Source organism: Hyphomonadaceae bacterium ML37 (assembly GCA_027627685.1).
Taxonomy (GTDB): domain Bacteria; phylum Pseudomonadota; class Alphaproteobacteria; order Caulobacterales; family Maricaulaceae; genus Oceanicaulis.
In genome coordinates, this window is sequence record CP091241.1 from 2,374,255 (window position 1) to 2,393,801 (window position 19,547).

Annotated in this window: 22 protein-coding genes and 1 tRNA gene; 12 read left to right on the forward strand and 11 right to left on the reverse strand. The window is 66.5% G+C overall.

All coding sequences use genetic code 11. The features are described 5' to 3' along the window. Positions 1 to 98: 98 nt before the first annotated feature. The 3 genes from L2D01_11715 to L2D01_11725 form a co-directional block, all read right to left on the reverse strand. Entirely contained in the window at positions 99 to 1,166 is a 1,068-nt protein-coding gene (locus L2D01_11715; protein WBQ09557.1) for a hypothetical protein, read from the reverse strand. A 218-nt stretch (positions 1,167 to 1,384) separates the two neighbouring features. Beyond that, positions 1,385 to 1,458, reverse strand: a tRNA-Gly gene (locus L2D01_11720). A gap of 73 nt (positions 1,459 to 1,531) precedes the next feature. Beyond that, a complete protein-coding gene (locus tag L2D01_11725; GenBank protein ID WBQ09558.1) occupies positions 1,532 to 1,687 on the reverse strand; it encodes a hypothetical protein in 156 nt (51 codons plus the stop codon). Positions 1,688 to 1,882: 195 nt separating this feature from the next. Here L2D01_11725 and L2D01_11730 point away from each other — a divergent pair, with 195 nt between their 5' ends. Together L2D01_11730 and L2D01_11735 are read left to right on the forward strand one after the other, a co-directional pair. Beyond that, positions 1,883 to 3,718 carry an aminopeptidase P family protein gene (locus L2D01_11730; protein ID WBQ09559.1) on the forward strand — a complete coding sequence of 612 codons (1,836 nt, stop codon included), beginning with the start codon at positions 1,883 to 1,885 and terminating at the stop codon, positions 3,716 to 3,718. Further along, positions 3,715 to 4,263: a hypothetical protein gene (locus L2D01_11735; protein ID WBQ09560.1), complete on the forward strand. Its 549-nt coding sequence runs from the start codon at positions 3,715 to 3,717 to the stop codon at positions 4,261 to 4,263. Before L2D01_11730 ends, L2D01_11735 begins: the two co-directional genes overlap by 4 nt. 15 nt (positions 4,264 to 4,278) lie before the next feature. On the opposite strand, the gene L2D01_11740 is transcribed toward L2D01_11735, so the two are convergent. Continuing rightward, a complete protein-coding gene (locus tag L2D01_11740) occupies positions 4,279 to 4,614 on the reverse strand; it encodes a RusA family crossover junction endodeoxyribonuclease (protein ID WBQ09561.1) in 336 nt (111 codons plus the stop codon). Between the two features lie 137 nt (positions 4,615 to 4,751). On the opposite strand from L2D01_11740, the gene fumC reads away from it, so the two are divergent. After that, the gene (gene fumC, locus L2D01_11745) at positions 4,752 to 6,143 is read left to right on the forward strand and encodes a class II fumarate hydratase (protein WBQ09562.1); all 1,392 of its coding nucleotides are present in this window, start codon (positions 4,752 to 4,754) and stop codon (positions 6,141 to 6,143) included. 74 nt (positions 6,144 to 6,217) lie between these two features. Here the strand turns inward: fumC and L2D01_11750 are convergent, their stop codons facing one another. From L2D01_11750 to L2D01_11760, 3 genes are all read right to left on the reverse strand, one after another. Continuing rightward, positions 6,218 to 7,429, reverse strand: a complete 1,212-nt coding sequence (locus tag L2D01_11750; GenBank protein WBQ09563.1) for an ammonium transporter — start codon at positions 7,427 to 7,429, stop codon at positions 6,218 to 6,220. A gap of 139 nt (positions 7,430 to 7,568) precedes the next feature. Continuing rightward, entirely contained in the window at positions 7,569 to 7,952 is a 384-nt protein-coding gene (locus tag L2D01_11755) for a hypothetical protein (GenBank protein ID WBQ09564.1), read from the reverse strand. A gap of 11 nt (positions 7,953 to 7,963) precedes the next feature. Beyond that, the gene (locus L2D01_11760; GenBank protein WBQ09565.1) at positions 7,964 to 8,800 is read right to left on the reverse strand and encodes a universal stress protein; all 837 of its coding nucleotides are present in this window, start codon (positions 8,798 to 8,800) and stop codon (positions 7,964 to 7,966) included. 113 nt (positions 8,801 to 8,913) lie between these two features. On the opposite strand from L2D01_11760, the gene L2D01_11765 reads away from it, so the two are divergent. The 4 genes from L2D01_11765 (at position 8,914) to L2D01_11780 (ending at position 11,740) form a co-directional block, all read left to right on the forward strand. Continuing rightward, positions 8,914 to 9,537, forward strand: a complete 624-nt coding sequence (locus L2D01_11765) for an HD family hydrolase (protein ID WBQ09566.1) — start codon at positions 8,914 to 8,916, stop codon at positions 9,535 to 9,537. Next, complete coding sequence (locus L2D01_11770) at positions 9,534 to 10,514, forward strand: NAD regulator (protein ID WBQ09567.1); 981 nt, start codon at positions 9,534 to 9,536, stop codon at positions 10,512 to 10,514. The genes L2D01_11765 and L2D01_11770 overlap by 4 nt, the downstream gene beginning before the upstream one ends. Before the next feature lie 94 nt (positions 10,515 to 10,608). Then, the gene (locus tag L2D01_11775) at positions 10,609 to 11,016 is read left to right on the forward strand and encodes a hypothetical protein (protein ID WBQ09568.1); all 408 of its coding nucleotides are present in this window, start codon (positions 10,609 to 10,611) and stop codon (positions 11,014 to 11,016) included. A 109-nt stretch (positions 11,017 to 11,125) separates the two neighbouring features. Next, positions 11,126 to 11,740 (forward strand): RES family NAD+ phosphorylase, encoded by a 615-nt coding sequence (locus tag L2D01_11780; protein ID WBQ09569.1) that lies wholly within the window; start codon positions 11,126 to 11,128, stop codon positions 11,738 to 11,740. A 35-nt stretch (positions 11,741 to 11,775) separates the two neighbouring features. On the opposite strand, the gene L2D01_11785 is transcribed toward L2D01_11780, so the two are convergent. The 3 genes from L2D01_11785 to L2D01_11795 are packed head-to-tail and all read right to left on the reverse strand — an operon-like array spanning position 11,776 to position 13,794. Continuing rightward, positions 11,776 to 12,279 carry a DnaJ domain-containing protein gene (locus L2D01_11785; protein ID WBQ09570.1) on the reverse strand — a complete coding sequence of 168 codons (504 nt, stop codon included), beginning with the start codon at positions 12,277 to 12,279 and terminating at the stop codon, positions 11,776 to 11,778. Positions 12,280 to 12,292: 13 nt separating this feature from the next. Beyond that, the gene (locus L2D01_11790; protein WBQ09571.1) at positions 12,293 to 13,165 is read right to left on the reverse strand and encodes a division plane positioning ATPase MipZ; all 873 of its coding nucleotides are present in this window, start codon (positions 13,163 to 13,165) and stop codon (positions 12,293 to 12,295) included. Positions 13,166 to 13,224: 59 nt separating this feature from the next. After that, complete coding sequence (locus L2D01_11795) at positions 13,225 to 13,794, reverse strand: SPOR domain-containing protein (protein ID WBQ09572.1); 570 nt, start codon at positions 13,792 to 13,794, stop codon at positions 13,225 to 13,227. Positions 13,795 to 13,887: 93 nt separating this feature from the next. Here L2D01_11795 and panC point away from each other — a divergent pair, with 93 nt between their 5' ends. Next, entirely contained in the window at positions 13,888 to 14,754 is an 867-nt protein-coding gene (panC, locus tag L2D01_11800) for a pantoate--beta-alanine ligase (GenBank protein ID WBQ09573.1), read from the forward strand. 145 nt (positions 14,755 to 14,899) lie between these two features. Further along, entirely contained in the window at positions 14,900 to 15,415 is a 516-nt protein-coding gene (locus L2D01_11805) for a fasciclin domain-containing protein (protein WBQ09574.1), read from the forward strand. 108 nt (positions 15,416 to 15,523) lie between these two features. Here L2D01_11805 and rimK read toward each other — a convergent pair whose 3' ends face one another. Beyond that, positions 15,524 to 16,939, reverse strand: coding sequence for a 30S ribosomal protein S6--L-glutamate ligase (rimK, locus tag L2D01_11810; protein WBQ09575.1), 1,416 nt, complete (start codon positions 16,937 to 16,939; stop codon positions 15,524 to 15,526). 198 nt (positions 16,940 to 17,137) lie between these two features. Here rimK and L2D01_11815 point away from each other — a divergent pair, with 198 nt between their 5' ends. From L2D01_11815 to L2D01_11825, 3 genes are all read left to right on the forward strand, one after another. Next, complete coding sequence (locus tag L2D01_11815) at positions 17,138 to 17,968, forward strand: pirin family protein (GenBank protein WBQ09576.1); 831 nt, start codon at positions 17,138 to 17,140, stop codon at positions 17,966 to 17,968. 52 nt (positions 17,969 to 18,020) lie between these two features. Further along, positions 18,021 to 18,989 (forward strand): glutathione S-transferase family protein, encoded by a 969-nt coding sequence (locus tag L2D01_11820; GenBank protein ID WBQ09577.1) that lies wholly within the window; start codon positions 18,021 to 18,023, stop codon positions 18,987 to 18,989. A gap of 84 nt (positions 18,990 to 19,073) precedes the next feature. Beyond that, positions 19,074 to 19,538, forward strand: a complete 465-nt coding sequence (locus L2D01_11825) for an META domain-containing protein (protein WBQ09578.1) — start codon at positions 19,074 to 19,076, stop codon at positions 19,536 to 19,538. Positions 19,539 to 19,547 lie beyond the last annotated feature (9 nt).

A 19,547-nucleotide genomic window follows, 5' to 3' on the forward strand; every position in this document is an offset into this window, starting at 1 on the left:
CCAAAACTGAAGCACGGACGAATATTAAAAATTCAATCAAAAAACTCATTCTATTGGAATATTGTTTAGTTTTATTTTAATTTGAAAAAAATTAATATTTAGTTGTACAGTCCCGCCCTGGTGCGGACTAAAAAATCCCCGTATGTCACCAAACCCGCGACTCTATTCGGAAACTCGCCTCGTGTGCAATACTCGTCCATTTCGGTGTCTGACAGATTCCGGCACTCTGTGACTCCAGAGGATGCAACGGTAACATATAAAGTCTGTCCTTGCCTGCTAACGCGATCACCCCCACGGCATCGCTCCAGGGATCGCCAAACGCGCCGCGATGCAACATCCCTGAGCTCACTTCGCATCGGGCGCGGAACGTTCAGAAACGGGAACCGCTCGGACAACGCAGACCGGTCCTCTTCCATACAGATTGCACGCGCAATATCGCCTATAGATTGGCGACCTGCGTAGGTTCTCCTCAAATACTCAGCATGCTGGCGCCATTGCTCAGCGCGAACATCGTACGCAGGCGTCTCAAATCCCGCCTCGGCCATAAGCTCGGCAACCTCCAGATTACCTCCAGCGAGGCTGCAAGCAGTTTCGTCTGGCTCTCGTATTTCAGGCCCAGGCGTCGCCATTCCCCTCGATGACGCCACCACTTGCAAAAACGCTGGGGCATGAATGATCCCCGAGTAGCGGTCCAGGCTGCAGACTTTTTGAGACAGCCAGTAATCAAGTCCGGTGCCTGACGACCCATAAACCTCGCAACGCACCTCAGGCGTGAGCAGTCCGGTTTCAATGGCGAAACGCCAATGGTGTGCGTCTCTGGCGGTGAGATGAAGGTGACTACACAGAGCGCGATCAGAAATGGTTATGCCAAGCGTTCGCAGCAGGCGTACAGCTTCGGAATCTTGCCGATTAATTGCTTGAAGATAGCCATACTCACTCGCTGGAATATTGCGAGCAATTAAAGCGAGATTGACGCTATCAAAACCTTGAACTGGCTGCACCTGCAACTGGGGCTGCGCCTGCGGGCCGCTCGGAGCTTCACTTACAGGCAACTCAGGTCGTGCTTCCCACGGGCGGTCCATCCAGAAGTAATATATCGTCACTATGGAGGCAAAGAGCGCAAACACCCAAGACAGAGCTTGCAGAAGCTTCCAAACACCGGCCATGCCCCCCTCCACCAAACAATTCTGCCGGGACATACCCTAAAGCACGTATGCGCAACTGCAAAAATTTTATGGGTGAGGTTTGGGGTGGTGAGGTGACATGTCACTTGATGCACAGATTTCGATCTGCGGCGTAAGGACGAGAGCCAAGATGGCTTGCTCTCCGCGCATCCGGTCTTCCATTGGAGCAGGACCAATACGCGATCAGGTCAGCATCAGGCTGGAGCGGGTAGCGAGAATCGAACTCGCGCGTTCAGCTTGGGAAGCTGACAGGCTACCATTACATCATACCCGCCTGCCGGCCTGATATGCCTTAGAGGGGCCGCTTGAGGCAAGGGCGCGCGGCGCCGGGTCGCCGCGCCAGGACCTCACGCGCGGCGGGCGAGATGCGACAGGCCGATGCGGTCGAACAGCGCGTTCACATCGGTATTGCGCGCCTCGATGCGCACACCGCGCCGGGCGCGGGCGTGGGGCAGGGGCTGGGACGCGCCGGTCAGGCGCAGATGGTCTTCGGCGTGAAACATGGGACGGCTCCAATAGGGCGGCCCGCGAAACGACAGAGCGTCCGGGCGCCGGCTGGTCGTGGATATGCGCTGCTCCCCCCGGCCCCGCCAGCGCCGAAAACGCAGGGCGCTCATGCAAATTCGCCATGTAGCCAAATCGCCCCCGCGCCGCATGCAGCGATTGATCGGCGCGGCGCGCGGGCGTAGCTTGCACGCATGACAAAACCCATCCAGTCCTTCGACGTGAAAGGCGGCCCGCATCTGGGCCGCGACCACCTGCCCCAGCTGCGCGCGGCGCTCAAAGCCGCCGGGCTCGACGGCTTCATCATCCCCCATGAGGACGAGTACAATAACGAATACCTGCCCGCGAACGCCGAGCGCCTGGCCTGGGCGACGGGCTTCACCGGATCGGCTGGCGCGGCAGTGGTGCTGACGGCCAAGGCCGCCGTGTTCATCGACGGACGCTATACCGAGCAGGTCAAGGCGCAGGTCGATGGCGCGCTGTTCGAATACGCCGATCTGATGGAGCCGGGACCGCCCGGCTGGCTGAAAGCCAACGCGCCGCGCGGCGCGCGCATCGGTTATGATCCGCGCCTGCACGCGCCCGACGCTCTGGCGCGCCTGGAAGAGGGCGCCCGCGCCGCCGGCGCCGAGTTGATCGCACTGGACGACAACCCCATCGATAGCGCCTGGCAGGGCCGCCCCGCGGCGCCGTCGGCGGCTGTGGTCCCGCATCCTGAGAGCTATTCCGGCGAGGATCACGGCTCCAAGCGCCGGCGCATCGGGCGCGACATCGCGGCCGATGGCGCGGACGCCGCGGTAATTACCAGCCCGCCCTCCATCGCCTGGCTGTTCAATGTGCGCGGCGGGGACGTGGCCTGCTCGCCCCTGCCGCTGGCCTCGGCTATTCTGGACGGCGACGGGCGCGCCACCCTCTTCATCGATGACGCCAAGCTCACCGCCGCCGCCCGCGCACATCTGGGCAATGAAGTCGCCGTGCGCCCCGAAAGCGAGCTGGGCGAGGCGCTCAAGGCGTTATCGGGCAAGACCGTACAGGTCGATCCGGCGGGAACATCGGTCTGGGTGTTCCAACAGCTCGAAGCCGGCGGCGCCCGCGTCCAGCGCAAGAGCGATCCGGTGCTCCTGCCGAAGGCCTGCAAGAACCCGGTGGAGATCGAAGGGGCGCGCCAGGCCCATATCCGTGATGGCGAGGCGCTGGTGCGCTTCCTGCACTGGCTCGATACCGAGGCGCAATCCGGCCATGTGGACGAGATCGAGGCGGCGCTGAAGCTGGAAAGCTTCCGCACCGCCCTGCCCGAGCTTAAGGATTTGTCCTTCGAGACCATCTCGGCCGCTGGCCCCAACGGCGCCTTCCCCCACTACCGGGTCAACACCGCCTCCACGCTCAAGCTCTCGCCCGGCTCGCTCTATCTGGTGGATTCCGGCGGCCAGTATCCCGATGGCACCACCGACGTGACGCGCACCGTGCCCATCGGCGAGCCGACGGCGCAGATGCGCCGCCACTTCACCCTGGTGCTCAAGGGCCATATCGCCCTGTCCGCCATCCGCTTCCCGGCCGGCACGCCGGGCGCCGCGCTGGATGTGCTGGCGCGCGCGGCGCTATGGATGGCGGGCCTGGATTACGACCATGGCACCGGCCATGGCGTGGGCAGCTATCTGGGCGTCCATGAAGGCCCGCAGCGCATCGCCAAAGCGGGCAATTCCATCCCGCTCAAACCCGGCATGATCGTGTCCAACGAGCCGGGCTATTACCAGATCGGCGCCTATGGCATCCGGATCGAAAACCTTCAGGTTGTCACCCCGGCCGAAGCGATTGAAGGCGGCGACAGGGCCATGCTGGGCTTTGAAACCCTGACCATGGCGCCCATTCATCGCGGCCTGATTGACACCACCTTGCTCAGCACGGACGAGATGGTGTGGCTGGACGCCTACCACGCCGAGGTGCGGCGGCGCGTCCTGCCCCGGCTGGACGGCGAGGCGGCGGCCTGGCTGATCCGGGCGACCGAAGCCCTGCTCGGGGCGACCCCGTGATTGCAGGCCTGGCGCGGGCCGCAGCCCTGATCACAGCGGTCGTCATCGCCGCACTGGCGCTGGGCGGCTGCTTCTACTCCGACCGGGAGCTGATCGGCTTCTGGGGCGCTGACACCCCGTTGCAGGACGGGGTGTGGGTGCACACGCCCACCCATCCCGACGGGACTGAGTGGGGCGGGTTCACCTGGCGCGGCGAGCTGCGCAATCAGCGCCGGCGCTATGTCTCGAACGATGCCAACTTTCCCCATCAGAACGCCCGCCTGCGCCAGCTGCACGAGGACACCTATCTCGCCCAATTCCCAGGCGAGGCCGGTTACGGCTATGGGGTCATGTTCGTGTATGCTGGCGGCGCGATGGCCAGCTATCACATGCCCGATTGCAGCGCCCTGTCCGACGCCGGGCGCGAGGAGACGGGCATAGCGGTCGATGGCGAAGGCTATTGCCGCCTGACCTCGCTGGATCAGCTGGAGGCCGTGATGCGCGCCTATCTCGCGGCGCGCGCAGACGATCTGGTGATTGACGGAGTCTACCGGCGCGAGAGCTGAGCCGTCTGGCTCTGCTCAGGCCGCTTGCGGCGCGCGGATCGGGCGGGCGCGGACCTTCACCCGCGCGCGCTCGCCTGTGGTCTTTTCCACATGCAGGCGCTCGATCTGGCTGCCATCGTGGAACACCACGCCGGTCAGCCCCTCGACCACGGCCTTTGCGACCTGATCGACATCGTGGGCGGGCATATCCGCTGCGCGCTCAATCTCGACCACGATCTCGAACGCGCCGTCGCGCGGGCGCTTGAACTCCGACGCGAAGAAGGCGCCGATCAGCGTGTTGAAGCGATCAGAGCTGGCCGTCACCGCATCCACGCGCAGATTAAGCGATCCCTTGCTGGCTGCTGCTTGCATGTCGCCACTCCTGTTCGCGCCGCGCGCCGCCGCGTTGTCCGGCTTGATCTGTCAGGGTCGGGTGCTACACGTCCGACTCATCGAGACCCCACATTGTCCGCCTGCGGACCTGATCAAGCAAGACCGGAGCGAGCCCGATGACTGACATGCGCACAGAGACAGACTCCTTCGGCCCGCTGGACGTTCCCGCCGACAAGCTCTGGGGCGCCCAGACCGCACGCTCGCTGATCAATTTCCGCATTGGCGGTCAGACCCAGCCTCTGCCGTTGGTGCGCGCGCTGGGCGTGGTCAAGCATTGTGCGGCGAAAGCCAATATGGCGCTCGATAATCTCGAGCCGCGCCTGGGTGACGCCATAGCCGCCGCCGCGCTGGAAGTGGCGCAGGGCAAGCTCAATGATCATTTCCCGCTTGTGGTCTGGCAGACCGGTTCGGGCACCCAGTCGAACATGAACGCCAATGAGGTGATCGCCAACCGCGCCATCGAGATCCTGGGCGGCGTGGTGGGCTCCAAAGACCCCGTCCACCCCAATGACCATGTGAACCGCTCCCAGTCGTCCAACGACGTCTTCCCCACCGCCATGCATATCGCCACGGCGGAAGTGTTCGTGCGCGATCTCGTGCCTGCGCTCACCACGCTCCACGCCGCGCTGGACGCCAAGGCCGAGACGTTCAAGGACATCATCAAGATCGGCCGCACCCATTTGATGGACGCCACGCCCCTGACTCTGGGGCAGGAGTTTTCCGGCTACGCCCACATGGTCAAAAACGCCATCCGCCGGGTCGAAGCGGCGCTTCCGGCGCTCTATGAGCTCGCCCAGGGCGGCACGGCTGTGGGCACGGGCCTCAACGCCAAGCCGGGCTTTGATGTGGCGTTCGCCAAAGAAGCCGCCGCGCTCACCGGCCTTCCGTTTGTGACCGCGCCCAACAAGTTCGAGGCGCTGGCCTCCAAAGACGCCATGGTTGAAGCCCATGGCGCGCTGAACTCGGCAGCTGTCTCGCTGTTCAAGATCGCCCAGGATATTCGCCTGTCCGGCTCCGGCCCGCGCTGCGGCATTGGCGAGCTCAATCTGCCGGAAAACGAGCCGGGCTCGTCCATCATGCCCGGCAAGGTCAACCCCACCCAGGCCGAAGCCATGACCATGGTCTGCGCCCAGGTCATGGGTAATAACGCCGGGGTCAGCTTCGCCGGCAGCCAGGGCCATTTCCAGCTCAACGTCTTCAAGCCCATGATCGCCTGGAACGTGCTGACCAGCGCCAAACTCCTGGGCGACGCGGCGGTGAGCTTCACCGAGAACTGTGTGGCGGGCATCGAAGCCAATGAAACCCGCATCGCCGACCTGATGGAGCGTTCGCTCATGCTGGTCACGGCGCTGGCGCCCACCATCGGCTATGACAACGCCACCAAAGTCGCCAAGACCGCCCACAAGAACGGGACGACCTTGCGCGAAGAAGCCGTGAAGCTGGGCTTCGTCACGGCGGAGGAGTTTGACAAGGTGGTGCGCCCCGAGACGATGCTGGGGCCGAAATAGGCCTGACAAAAAAAGTTCCCCGGCGGGCGAACCGCCGGGGACCAGTCAGGGAGGAAAGGTGTGCGGGAGGGCCGTCAGGCGCTCTCGCCGTGCAGCGCGATGTCGAGACCGGTGACCTCGTCCTCGGCGTCCACACGCAGTTTCATGAAGCGCTCCAGCACAAACAGGATGATGAAGGTCGCGATGGCGCACCAGGCGGCCGCCGCCAGCGCGCCCCAGGTCTGGGTCCACACGATCAGCCAGTTGCCTTCCACCGCGCCCGCAGCCCCGCCCACGGCGGTGGCGGCGAACACGCCGGTCAGCACCGCGCCCGCAAACCCGCCAATGCCGTGCAGGCCGAACGCGTCCAGGCTGTCATCGTATTTCAGTTTGGCTTTCAGCAGCGTCACGCCGCCATAGGCCGCCGCCGCGGCCAGCGCCCCGATCACGAAGGCCGCATAGGGCTCCACAAACCCCGCCGCCGGCGTGATGCCCACCAGTCCTGCAATCGCGCCCGACGCCGCGCCCAGCACGCTGGGCTTGCCGCGCAGAATCCATTCAAGCCCCGCCCAGGTCAGCGCCGCCGTGGCCGCCGCGATCTGGGTGACCAGCGCGGCGTGGGCCGCCAGCGCATTGGCCTCCAGCGCCGAGCCGCCATTGAACCCGAACCAGCCCACCCATAACAGGCCCGCCCCGATCACGGTCAGCACCAGATTGTGCGGCGGCGCGCCTTCCTTGGGCCAGCCGCGCCTTGGGCCGAGTTTGAGCGCCAGGATCAGCCCCGCCACGCCCGAATTGATGTGCACCACCGCGCCGCCGGCGAAATCCAGCACGCCCGCCTCGCTCAGGAAGCCGCCGCCCCAGACCCAGTGGGCGACGGGGGCGTACACCACCAGAAGCCAGATCGGCACGAACACCATCCAGGCTGAAAACCGCAGCCGCTCGGCCGCCGCCCCGGCGATAATCGCCACGGTGATGATTGCAAACGTGAGCTGGAACAGGATGAAGACGCTTTCAGGCAGCCCGGCCTTCTCGCTGTCCAGCGTCAGGCCCGACAGGAAAAGCCGGCCAAACCCGCCAAACAGCGCCCCCTCGCCGGCAAACGCGAACGAATATCCTGCGATCACCCAGGTCAGCGTCACCAGCGCCGCCGCGCCCATGGACTGCATCAGCGTAGACAGAACATTGGTGCGCCGCACCATGCCGCCATAGAACAGCGCCAGCCCCGGCAGGGTCATCATCAGCACCAGTGCCGACGCGGTCAGGATCCACGCCACATCTCCGCCTGCAAACGCTGTCTCGTCCATCGTCTCGCTCCCCTTCGCGTGTGCAGCAAAGCGGAGCGTGTGTTTGACGGTTTGTCAGCGGCGGGATCGATTTTTGACGCGGCGCGCGCGCGCGGCGCCCGCATCTGGAGCGCTCACGCACGGCTTTGAGGCGCCGGGGTCAGACGCGGACCGGCTCGGCCTTGACGATGCGGTAGACCAGATCATCCCCGTCAGCCTCGTGGATGGTGACGTAATCGCCCACCCGCAGCTGGTGATCGCCCAGACGGAAGAGCGGCTCGTCCGGTCCCTCATGCTCCTCGTCATAGCGGAAGAACCAGTTGGCGCCGCGATGACTGAGCCAGCCATCGGCGAACTCGGATTTGTCCGGAGAGAAGCGGATCACGATGCAGGCGTCCTTGTGGGCGCCCCACAAATCCACATCCAGCCTTCCGTCACGGTCAAGCGGGGCGGTGATGAGATAGCCGTGACGGTCATCGCCGTCCGGAAAGCCGGCCTCGGGATTGCGGCCAAGATGCAAGGTCAGACGGGTCAGCAATGTCATGTCAGTCCTCCTCAGTGCGCGATCAGGAGCGACGGACCATCCGTGGCGCTCAGCAGCGAGCGCGTGACCCCGCCGAAGATGAACTGAGCGATGCGTGACTGGCCATAGGCGCCCGCCACCAGCAGATCCGCCCCGCCGGCGGCCTCCACCAGCGCCGCGCCGAGCGGGCCGTCGGGCTTCACCTCAATCGTGCGCGCCTCGATCCCGCGCGGGCGCAGCCAGTTGGCCAGGCGATTGGGCGCGGCGGCGGCGCGGTCGCTGAAATCCAGATTTTTCGGGCTGTGCAGGATCGTGACCTCCACCCCTTCGGTGAAGAAGGGCGCAGCGGCGAAGGCCGCGCGCGAGGCTTCCTTCGATCCGTCCCACGCTACAGCGATGGACTTGGGCGCCAGCGCCCCGCGCCGCGGCACGAAGACCGGGCAGCCCTCGTCCACCAGGCAGGCGGCGGTGAAATCGGCCAGCGGCCCTTTGCCCGCCGCCGCCTCCGGGCAGGTCACCAGCAGGCGCACCAGCCTGGCCTGTTGGGCGGCCTCGGCCGGGCTGTCGGTAATGCGGCGGAAACTGCTGGCGTCTTTCAGCCCGGCCTCGAACACCGCCGCTTCAAAGCGGGCGATGGCCGCCTTGGCGTAGATGTCGGCTTCCTCGCGTACGGCGTCCAGCGCGGTCGACACCACCGACGCACCCGCCGCGCCGGGCCCGGTCCACAGCATGTAGGCGGCAGGGTCCGGCTCCACGAACACGCCGCGCAAATCGGCGTTGAAAATTGTCGCCAGCGTCACCGCCGCGTCCAGCGGCGCGGCGTCGGCCTCTGTTCCCTGCAGGGCGACCAGCAAGCGTTCCGGTCTCATGACGGCTCCTTTTCTCGCACAGCGCCCGGGGCGTACGCCAAGAGCGCGCCTTGAACTTACGCCGTTTCGCGATAGGACGGAACGCATAGAGCGATAACCCGGAGCCTGATCGATTGACCCGCGCCCCCTCCCCGGCCCCGCCGCCGCGCGCCTGGCAGCGCATGCTGTCCGGGCGCCGGCTCGATCTGCTCGATCCCTCGCCGCTGGATATCGAGATATCCGACATCGCCCACGGCCTGGCCCGCGTGGCGCGCTGGAATGGCCAGACCCATGGCGAGCATGCGTTTTCGGTGGCCGAGCATTCGGTGATTGTGGAGCGGGTGTGCCAGCGCCTGAAGCCTGACTGGCCCTACGCATGGCGCCTGGGCGCGCTCTTGCACGATGCCGCCGAATACGTGATCGGCGACATGATCTCGCCCTTCAAGGCCGCTCTGGGCTATGATTACAAGATTGTGGAAGCCAGGCTCGAAGGGGCGGTGAACATGCGCTACGGCCTGCCCGCTGAACTGCCCGCCGAGATCAAGGCCGTGATCAAGCGCGCCGACAAGACCTGCGCCTTCTTTGAGGCCACCCAGATTGCCGGCTTCTCCACCGAAGAGGCGCGCAAGCTGTTCGGCCGCCCGCCTGCCGGCGTGCGCCTGACCATCGATCCGCTGTCCGCCCCGCAGGCGCAGGCGCAATTCCTCGACCGGTTCGAGCAATTGCTGGCCGGCGCCGAGCGCGAGCGCGCGCGATGAAGCCCGATATCGACCCGTCCAAGCTCGGCCGTCTGGTCGTCGGCCTCAACGCCGTGATCTTCGCCGCCGATGGCGAGGGCGAGCTGCAGGTTCTGGTCACCGAAAGCCTGGAGGGCGGCCAGACCGCTCTGCCCTTTGGTCCGTTTGATCCCGAAACCCACCGCACGTTCGAGATCGGCCTGCGCGAATGGGTGCGCGGCCAGACCGGGTTCGAACTGGGCTATGTCGAACAGCTCTACACGTTTGGCGATATGGGCCGCGAGGCGCCGGTGGCGGCGCTCGCCGGCGCCCAGGGCGCGCGCGTTATCTCGGTGGGCTATCTGGGCCTCGCCCACGAAGCCCGCCCCCTCAAGGGCGCCGAAGCGCGCTGGGTGGACGTCACCCGCTTCTTCCCGTGGGAGGATCACCGCGAGGGCCGCCCGGCCATCCTGACCGACGCCATCGAGCCCGCCCTGCGCTCCTGGGCTGACGAGGCCGCCGCCCCCGGACGGCGCGCCGCCCGCTCCCAGCGCGTGCGCGCCACGTTCGGCCTCGATGGCGCACCCTGGAATGAAGAGCGGGCGCTCGACCGCTACGAACTCCTCTACGAGGCCGAGCTGGTCGCCGAAGCCGCCCGCGACCGCGACGAGGCGCCAAACGGCGCCCTGCGCATTGGCGAGACCATGGCGTCGGATCACCGGCGCATCCTGGCCACGGCCCTTTCCCGCCTGCGCGGCAAGGTGAAATACCGCCCCATCGTGTTTGAACTGACGCCGGACCTGTTCACCCTCTCCCACCTGCAGAAGCTCGCCGAATCCATCTCCGGCTTCGCCCTGCACAAACAGAATTTCCGCCGCGCCCTCGACCGCGCCGGCTTCGTCACCGGCACCGGCCAGCTGGAAAGCCGCACCGGCGGGCGCCCGGCCGAACTGTACCGGTACAAACCGGCGCCGGCGCCGGCAGGCGCGCTGGGGATCGCGGTGCCGCGGTTGAAGTGAGGGGGGGCGCTTCAGGAACGCCACCGGCGCACGTCCAGAATTCTTGACATTATCCATCATATGAGTTACAAAAACGTCTCATATGGAGAGCGCTATGGTCGCCGCCACCCTTGCCGAACCGGGTGTGAAACCCGTCACCGACCGCGATGAAGTGGCGGTCATCGTGAAGGCCGTGGTGCGCGTCATGGAGGCCTGGGCGCTTTCAAACGACGAAGCAGCCGCCCTGTTTGATGTCGCCCCGGCCACATGGGGGCGCATGAAATCCGGCACGTTCAACGGCAATCTTGACCGGGACAAGGTCACACGCGCCAGCCTGATCGTCGGTGCGTACAAGGGCCTGAGGCTGCTGTTCAACGGCCCGCTCACCCATGGCTGGCCGACGGCGCCCAACCGCGGCGAGCCGTATCAGGGGCGAAGGCCGGTCGACTACATGATCGAGGGCGGCATACCGGCCTTGGCCGAGGTCCGCCAGCATATCGACGCGCTCAGAGGCGGTGTCTGAATTGCCCGAGGCGGCGATGACAGACCCGCCGCGCGGGCTGCCGGCCTGCACCTTCACGCAAGAATCCACAGTCCGGCTGATCTCGACCGCGTTTATCCAGGAGCCCGCCATGGGGCCACTCGCCGATGACGCAGCCGGCCTGGCGGTTCTGGAACGGCTTGAAGCGCTCACGTCCCGCCGGCAGGACCGCGACATGCCTTTGCCGGCCGGCCTCAAGCGGTCCGAACTGCTCACCGCCTCATCGGGCTATGGCTATACCTATGTGAACGCCGCCTTCTGCTACACAAGGCCCACGGGCAATCGCTTCAACGGGCCGGAGCGCGGCGCGTGGTATGCGTGCTGGGGCGACGCCATGCAGGAAACCGCACAGGCCGAAGTCGGCTGGCATCTGACGCGCGAGCTCGAAAACACCGGAATTTTAGAGAACGTCACGCACTATCGCGAACTCATCGCCGGATTCACCGCGCCGATGATCGACCTTAGAGCCTGTCTCGGAGCGCCCTTCCTCGATCCCGATCCCGCTATCGGCTATGGCGAAGGGCAGCGCCTCGCCCGGGAGGTGCTGCAGGCCGGGTATGCCGGCCTGATTTATCCGTCCGTGCGCAGGCCCGGAGGCCTTTGCCTGGCCGCGCTGCGCCCCCACACCGTCCAGAACATCCGCCAGGGCGTGACCTGGCGCTTCACCTGGAGCGGCAACCGGGAGCCAAAGGTTTCAAAGATTTAGAAGTTTCAGACCTGACGTGAGGTCCAAAAGCCCCCTCACCCCAGCAACACATCCCGCGCTTCCTGCACTTGCGCCGCCAGCGGGCCGGAGCCGCCGGCGTCGGGGTGGAGTTTTTTCATCAGCTCGCGGTGGGCGCGGCGGATCTCGTCCTCGCTGGCGGTTTCGGAGACGCCGAGGATTTGCGCCGCCTCGCGCCGGGTCATCGCGCCCGGCCGGGCGCGGCCCGGCGGTGGCTGGCGCTGGCCTGACCCGGCGTCAGAACCAGCATCTGCGCCCGGTCCTGACGCGCCGCCCTTGCCGCCCTGCCCACCTTGACCGCCCCGCGCCGCCACGCCCAGCAGGCCGAGCCCCGCGGCCAGCACCGGAATGCCCGCGACGGCGAGGCCGCGCACGGTCAGCACGATCCCGCCGACAACGCCCGCCACGCCCAGCCCCACGCGCAGGAGCAGGGCGGCGTTTTGCGTCTTCATGCGCGAGAACGCCCACGCCAGCGCGAGCATCACGGCGATGGCGGCCAGAAAGGGGATCAGCAGGTTCATCAGCGCCCTCCGATCAGAACGGCATGCGCGCGCCCGCGAGCCCTGGCAGTTTGAGGATAATGATCAGCTCGCGCAATTCCTGGCGGGCGGCCACATGGCTCATGGTGAAGGGGGCTTTGGAGCCGCTTTCGGTCAGGTCCAGCAGGGTGAGGCCGGCGGGGAACAGCTCGCGATAGATCACCCGCTCGCAAAACCCCGGCGCCAGGCGGAAGCCGATGCGTTCGGAGAGTTTTTTCAGCCCGTCCCACACCCGGCGCTTGTTGAGCGCATCCAGCATGGAGATGCGGTTGCGCATCACCACCCAGTCAATCGTGCGCCGCTGGGAGCGGGCTTTCAGCTTGCGGCACTCCCACACCATGGCGGCATAGACGCTGGGCCGGCCCACTTCGAAGGTTTCGGGGTCCACATCGGCCAGCAGGGCGAAATCGACAAAGCTGTCATTGATCGGCGTGACGATGGTGTCGGCGCTGGCGTGGGCCAGGCGCGCATAATGGGTGTCGCCGCCCGGCGCATCGACGATGATGAAATCGCATTCGGCTTTCAGCGCCGCCAGCGCGGCGTCCCAGGCGGCCTGCTCCTCGGCCTCCACATCATCGAGGCTGCGGGCCGCCGGTGTGGGCAGTGTCTTTTCCAAAGGCATGGGCAGGGCGGCCGAGCGCCGCTGCGCCCATCGGCGGCGGTTTTCCAGATAGCGCGTCAGCGTGGCCTGACGCAGATCGAGATCGATCACGCCCACCGTCTTGCCCATGCGCATCAGCGCCACGGCCAGATGGATGGCCACGGTGGATTTGCCCGCCCCGCCCTTTTCATTGCCCACGACAATGACATGGGCCGACCCGTCGGTCGGCTCAGGCTGCATGGAGCGTTCGGCGTTGGACGTGGACATGGGTGTCAGGCCCTCAGGCGGGCCTCATGGATACACCAGCGCGCCGCCTTGAGAAGGGGTCATCCGCCGTGCGGACCGGAGCCCGGACCGGAAACCGGCGCGCCGGTGAAATCCACCGGCTGGCACCAGTAACCTTCCGCCTGCGCCTGCGCGCACCAGGCTTGCGCCGCATCGCGGCTGTCGAAGGGTCCGGCTTTCAGACGCAGATACACGCCACGCTCGCCCAGATCGGCCGGCGCCACGCGCGCGCTCAGGCCGTCGAGCGCAGGCAGCGCCCCCTGCAGCGCCCGCCAGCCCGCCGCCACATGCGCCTGATCGCGATAGGAGGTCAGATGCACGCCATGCAGGACGGACCGCGCGCCGGTCAGGTCCGGCGCGGGCAAGGGCTCAGATGCCGGTTCCGGCGCAGCGGCCTGCGGCGTGACATCAGGCCGCGCCAGCAGCGCATATTCCAGCGCCGCCATCTCACCGTCCGCCGCCACAATCCGTGCCGGGTCCTGCGCTGCGGTCTGTTCCAGCAGCCGCGCCAGCGACGCCGCGCGCATGGATTCGGGAGAGCCCGGAGAGGCAGTGGTGGCGCCGCAGGCCGACACGCTCAAAACGGCGAGGATGAGCAATGCGTGTTTCATGGGCTGAACCGATACACCGAGTCGCGCGCTTGCGCGCGCGCCCCTGCTGCGCCTAGCGTGCGCGCCGCCATGAATTGCCGGAGCCCGCGCGCCTTGACCCTTCCCTTGCCCCTCGTCAGCGCCGTCAGCGATCTGCGCGCCGTCCTCGCGGGATGGCGGGCGGCCGGGCTGAGCATCGGCTTCGTCCCTACCATGGGCGCCCTGCACGCGGGACATATCGCACTGGTGACGCAGGCCCTGTCGCGCTGCGACCGGGTGGTGGCGAGCATCTTCGTCAATCCCGCCCAGTTCGCGCCGGGGGAGGATTTCGACGCCTATCCGCGCACGCTGGAGGCCGACGCAGCCAGGCTCGCTGCCGCCGGATGCCATCTCCTGTACGCGCCGCGCGCCCGCGACATGTACCCGGACGGCTTCGCCACCACCGTCACCCTGACCGGCCCGGCTGACGGGCTGGAAAGCGCGGCGCGCCCGCACTTCTTCACCGGCGTGGCCACGGTGGTGACCAAGCTGCTCAATCAGGTCCGCCCGGACGTGGCGGTGTTTGGCGAGAAGGATTACCAGCAGCTTCTGGTGATCAAACGCCTCGCCGCCGATCTCGATCTGGAAACACTGATCGAGGCCGGCGAGACGGTGCGCGAGCCCGACGGCCTCGCCCTGTCCTCGCGCAACGCCTATCTCTCGGCCGCCGACCGCGAGCGCGCAGCCCGCCTCAATGTGATCCTCGCCGAGTTCGCCGCACAGCTTGAGGCGGGCGGCGACATCGCACAGGCCGAAGCGGCAGCGCTGGACGCCGCGCGCGCAGCCTTTGACAGCGTGGATTATGTCACCGCGCGCTGCGCGCTGACCCTCGCGCCGCTGGGCCCAGGACCGCTGGCCCGCCCGGCGCGGGTGCTGGCGGCGGTTCGGGTCGGGTCTACGCGGCTGATCGACAACCGCGCCGCTTCCCCCTCGCAGAATTAACTTTTGGTCATCCTGGTCCCTGAGTGATCCGGGACGGGAACCGATGCGTATGTTGGTATGTTCTATATACACTAGAACCGCTGCAGGGCTCAAAACCTTGCTGCGCTCGAAATCCAATCAACAGCCCCTTCAAGGAGCACTCCCCATGCGTATCTCAACCCTTCTGGCCTCGTCCGTTCTCGCCCTTGGCGCCGTCTCCGCGACCGCGCTGGCCGACCATCATGGCGGCGGCCACATGGCTGCGACCGAACAGAACATCGTCGAAATCGCCGCTGGCAATGACGACTTCTCGACCCTGGTGGCTGCGGTCACCGCCGCGGGCCTGGCCGAAGCCCTGTCGGGCGAAGGTCCGTTCACGGTGTTCGCGCCGAACAACGCCGCGTTCGACGCCCTGCCGTCCGGCACGGTCGAGAGCCTGCTTGAGGAGGACAATCTCGATCAGCTGACCGAGATCCTCACCTACCACGTCGTGGCCGGCGAATACCTCGCCGCCGAGACCCCGGCCGGCACTTATGACCTGACCACCCTGCAGGGCGGCACGGTCAATGTGGTCGTCGGTGAAGACGGCACGGTCACCGTTGACGGCGCCACCGTGATCAGCGCTGACATCGAAGCCTCCAATGGCGTGATCCATGTCATCGACACCGTGATCATGCCGTAACTGGCCTGATCTGACCGGGCGCGGCCTGTCCCCCCTTGCCCCGCGCCCGGGCGTCGAAGCCCCGCGAGACCGCGTTCCGGTCTCGCGGGGTTTTTTTGTGCGGGGCTTTTATTGTGCGGAGGGTGGCGCGCTGCGCTGGCTGCGCCGGGCGGGCCGGGCCGACACGGTGCGCACATGGGTTTCGACATGCTCGATGATCATGTCGGCGACATTCTTCTTGGACGTCGCCTCGATGCCTTCCAGCCCAGGGGAGGAATTGACCTCCAGCACTTTGGGACCGGAGTCCGCGCGCAGCAAATCCACGCCCGCCACAGACAGGCCCATGGCGCGCGCAGCCCTGATCGCCGCCGCGCGCTCATTGCGGGTGATGCGCACGGGCTGGGCCTCGCCGCCGCGATGCAAATTGGAGCGGAACTCACCCGCCTGGGCCTGACGCTTCATGGCGGCCACCACCTTGCCGCCCACCACAAAGCAGCGAATGTCCGCGCCGCCGGCTTCCTTGACGAATTCCTGCACGATGAAGTTGGCGTCCAGGCCGCGGAAGGCGTCGATCACGCTCTCGGCCGCCTTGCGCGTCTCGGCCAGCACCACGCCGCGCCCCTGCGTGCTTTCCAGAAGCTTCACCACCAGCGGCGCGCCGCCCACATGTTCAATCAGGTTGCGCGTGTCCTTGGGCGAGTGGGCGAAAGCGGTGGTCGGCATGCCGATCCCGGCGCGCGCCAGCAGCTGGTGGGCGTACAGCTTGTCGCGGCTGGCGCCGATGGCTTCGGCCGAGTTCAGGATATAGGCGCCGGTCATTTCAAACTGGCGCAGCACCGCCATGCCGTAATTGGTCATGGACGCGCCGATGCGCGGGATCACCGCATCAAAGCGCGACAGCCGCCGGCCATCAAAATACACCGCCGGGGCGAGCGTGTTGATGGCGATGGTGACGCGGGCGGTATTGATCATCTCGGCCACGTGGCCGCGCGCCTCGGCGGCCTGTTTCAGGCGCCGGGAGGAGTAATTGCGCGGCTCGCGCGTCAGGATGGCGATGCGCAGGGGGCGGCGCACCGGCGGCTTGCGCGGGGCGTCGCCGTAGAGATCGTAGGACAGCTGGCCCTGCACGCAGGACTGGCCGGGATTGACCACCATGTCGTCCAGGATCGCCGAGCGCCCCAGCAGCATGCGGTACTGCATGGTTTCGCGATTGGTCAGCGTCACCTCGATGGGCCAGGTCCGGTCGCCCATGCGCACGTCGACCTTGATCACCCAGCGCAGCTCGCTTTCGCCATTGGACGAGATCACTTCGCGCCGGTCCACGGCCGGGGCCGCGCAGATGATCTCCAGATCCGGGCGCTCAGGGATCGGATGCATGATGAAGCGCACCTGGGGCGCGCGGTCCGGGCCGAACTGTTCGACCGCCACAGCATGCAGGGCGCTGGTGCGCGCGCCGGTGTCGACTTTCGCCTTGATGGCGGGCAGGCCCAGACCCGGGAAGGCGGCCCATTCCTCCCAGCCCAGTACAAACGGCTCGCTGGTCATGCGCGGATATCCTGATCTTGCTATGCGGCAGGAGCCGTAGCCGCCTGCCGCCTGTCTGTCCATGCGCTGTGCGGCGCGATTTGCCCGCAGTGTTGCGCGCGCGGAAACACAATCTGGCCGGCGCGCACCCTCGCCAACGCCGCCCTGCATGGCCATGTTGGGTTCACACGACACTGATCACAGCAAGGATGAAGCGCCATGTCCCTTCGCCCCATCGTCAAGACCACGCGCGGCATGCCGGCCTCCGACGGCGCCGGCGTGAAGCTGACGCGCATGCTCGGAACGCCCGAACTGCGCGCATTGGACCCTTTCCTGATGCTCGACAAGTTCCACTCCAATGATCCGGGCGATTACCTCGCCGGTTTCCCGCCTCACCCCCACCGGGGGTTCGAAACGGTGACCTATATGGTGGAGGGCCGGATGCGCCATCAGGACAATAAAGGCCATGAAGGCGTGATCGGGCCGGGCGGCGTGCAGTGGATGACCGCCGCGCGCGGCATCATCCATTCGGAAATGCCCGAGCAGGATGACGGGCTAATGAGCGGGTTCCAGCTCTGGGTGAACCTGCCGCGCGCCGAAAAGATGAAAGACCCCGGCTATCAGGAGTTTGGTGAAGCCCAGATTCCGGCCGATGAACGCGAGGGCGTCACCGCCAAAATCGTCACCGGGCGCACCTCCACGGGTGTGGAAGGACCAGTGCGCGACATCACCGTGGAGCCCTTCTACGCCGAGCTGCGCATGGCGCCGGGGAGCGTGTTCGAAGAGCCCGTCGCCAGCGGCAAGACCGCCTTCATCGCCACCCATTCGGGATCGGTCACCTCGGGCGGCGTCAGCCTCGGCGAGGCCCAACTTGGGGTCTACGGCCCGGGCGACAGCGTGCGCATCGAGGCCGGACCCGAGGGCGCGCGCATCATGCTGGCGGCGGGCTATCCCATCGGCGAACCCATCGTCTGGGCCGGCCCGTTCGTGATGACCACTGAAGGCGAGGTCCGTCAGGCCATGCTGGACTATCAGCAAGGCCGGTTCTGATCGCCCTCTTCGCGCCCCAATCCTGCAAGCAGACCAAAAAGGAGGCCTCCTGATGGGACGGCTGATCGACGGCGTCTGGACAGACGAATGGTATGACACCAAGTCCACCGGCGGAAAATTCGAGCGCTGGAACAGCGTCTTCCGCAACTGGGTGACCGCTGACGGCGCCCCCGGCCCGGCGGGCGAGGGCGGCTTCAAGGCGCAGCCCGGACGCTATCACCTCTATGTCTCGCTGGCCTGTCCCTGGGCGCACCGCACGCTGGTGTTCCGGCGGCTCAAGGGGCTGGAGGACATGATCTCCCTGTCGGTGGTGCATTGGCTGATGAAGGAGAATGGCTGGACATTTAAGGACGGGCCAGGCGTCATTCCCGACCCGATCCACAGCGCGCAATTCATGCACCAGGTCTACACCGCCGCCGCCCCGGACTATTCAGGCCGCGTCACCGTGCCGGTGCTGTGGGACAAACAGACGGGGACCATCGTCTCCAATGAGAGCGCCGACATCATCCGCATGTTCAACTCCGCCTTTGACGGCGTGGACGCCAGGGAAGGCGACTATTACCCCGAAGCCCTGCGCGGCGAGATCGATGAGCTCAACACGCGAATCTACGACACGGTGAACAACGGCGTCTACAAATCCGGCTTCGCCACCAGCCAGTCCGCCTATCAGAGCGCCGTCACCGCGCTGTTCGACAGCCTCGACTGGCTCGAAGCGCGCCTGTCCGACGAACGGCGCTGGCTCACCGGCGATGTGCTGACCGAGGCCGACTGGCGGCTCTACACCACGCTGGTGCGCTTCGATCCGGTCTATCACGGGCATTTCAAGTGCAATCTCAAGCGCCTGATCGACTACCCGCACCTGTCGGCTTATGCCCGGCGCCTGCACGCCCATGAGGATGTGGCCGGCCTGTTCAATCTCGATCACGCCAGGCGGCACTATTACGAGAGCCATGACATGATCAATCCCAGCGGCGTCGTGCCGGCGGGTCCTGCGGTGCATGTGGCTGACGGGCGCGGCTGAGCCCCCCCCTGCACTGGCGGGGCGCGGCGTGCTAGGGTTACGGGCGAGCAGCGCCCCGGGGCGCCGCATGACAGGAGCCGCCCCATGATCCGCCTCGCCTTCGCTCTTCCCGTGTCCGCCCTTCTGCTGGCCGCCTGCAGCGCGCCCGATCCCGTAGCGGATACAGCGCCGCCCGCTGAAGAGACGGCGCAGGACACTGTGCTGGAAGCCGGGGCGGAAGACGTTCTGATCGGGCCCGAATGGACGGTGACGGAAATTGAAGGCCGTGCGGCCCTCGCCGACGCCGCGCCTACCATCGCCTTCCTGCCCAATGGCGTAACCGGCAGCGCAGGCTGCAACCGGTTCAACGGCGATTACCAGGCCGACGCCGGATCGCTGACCATCGGCGCCCTGAGCACCACACGCATGGCCTGCGCCGATGACCGGATGCAGCAGGAGCGCACCTTCTTGACCCTGCTCAGTCAGGCCGCACGCTATGAGGCCAGTGAAGACGGAACCGGACTGGTCCTCACGGCCGAGGACGGCCGCACCATCATCGCCCGCCGATAAGCTGCCAAG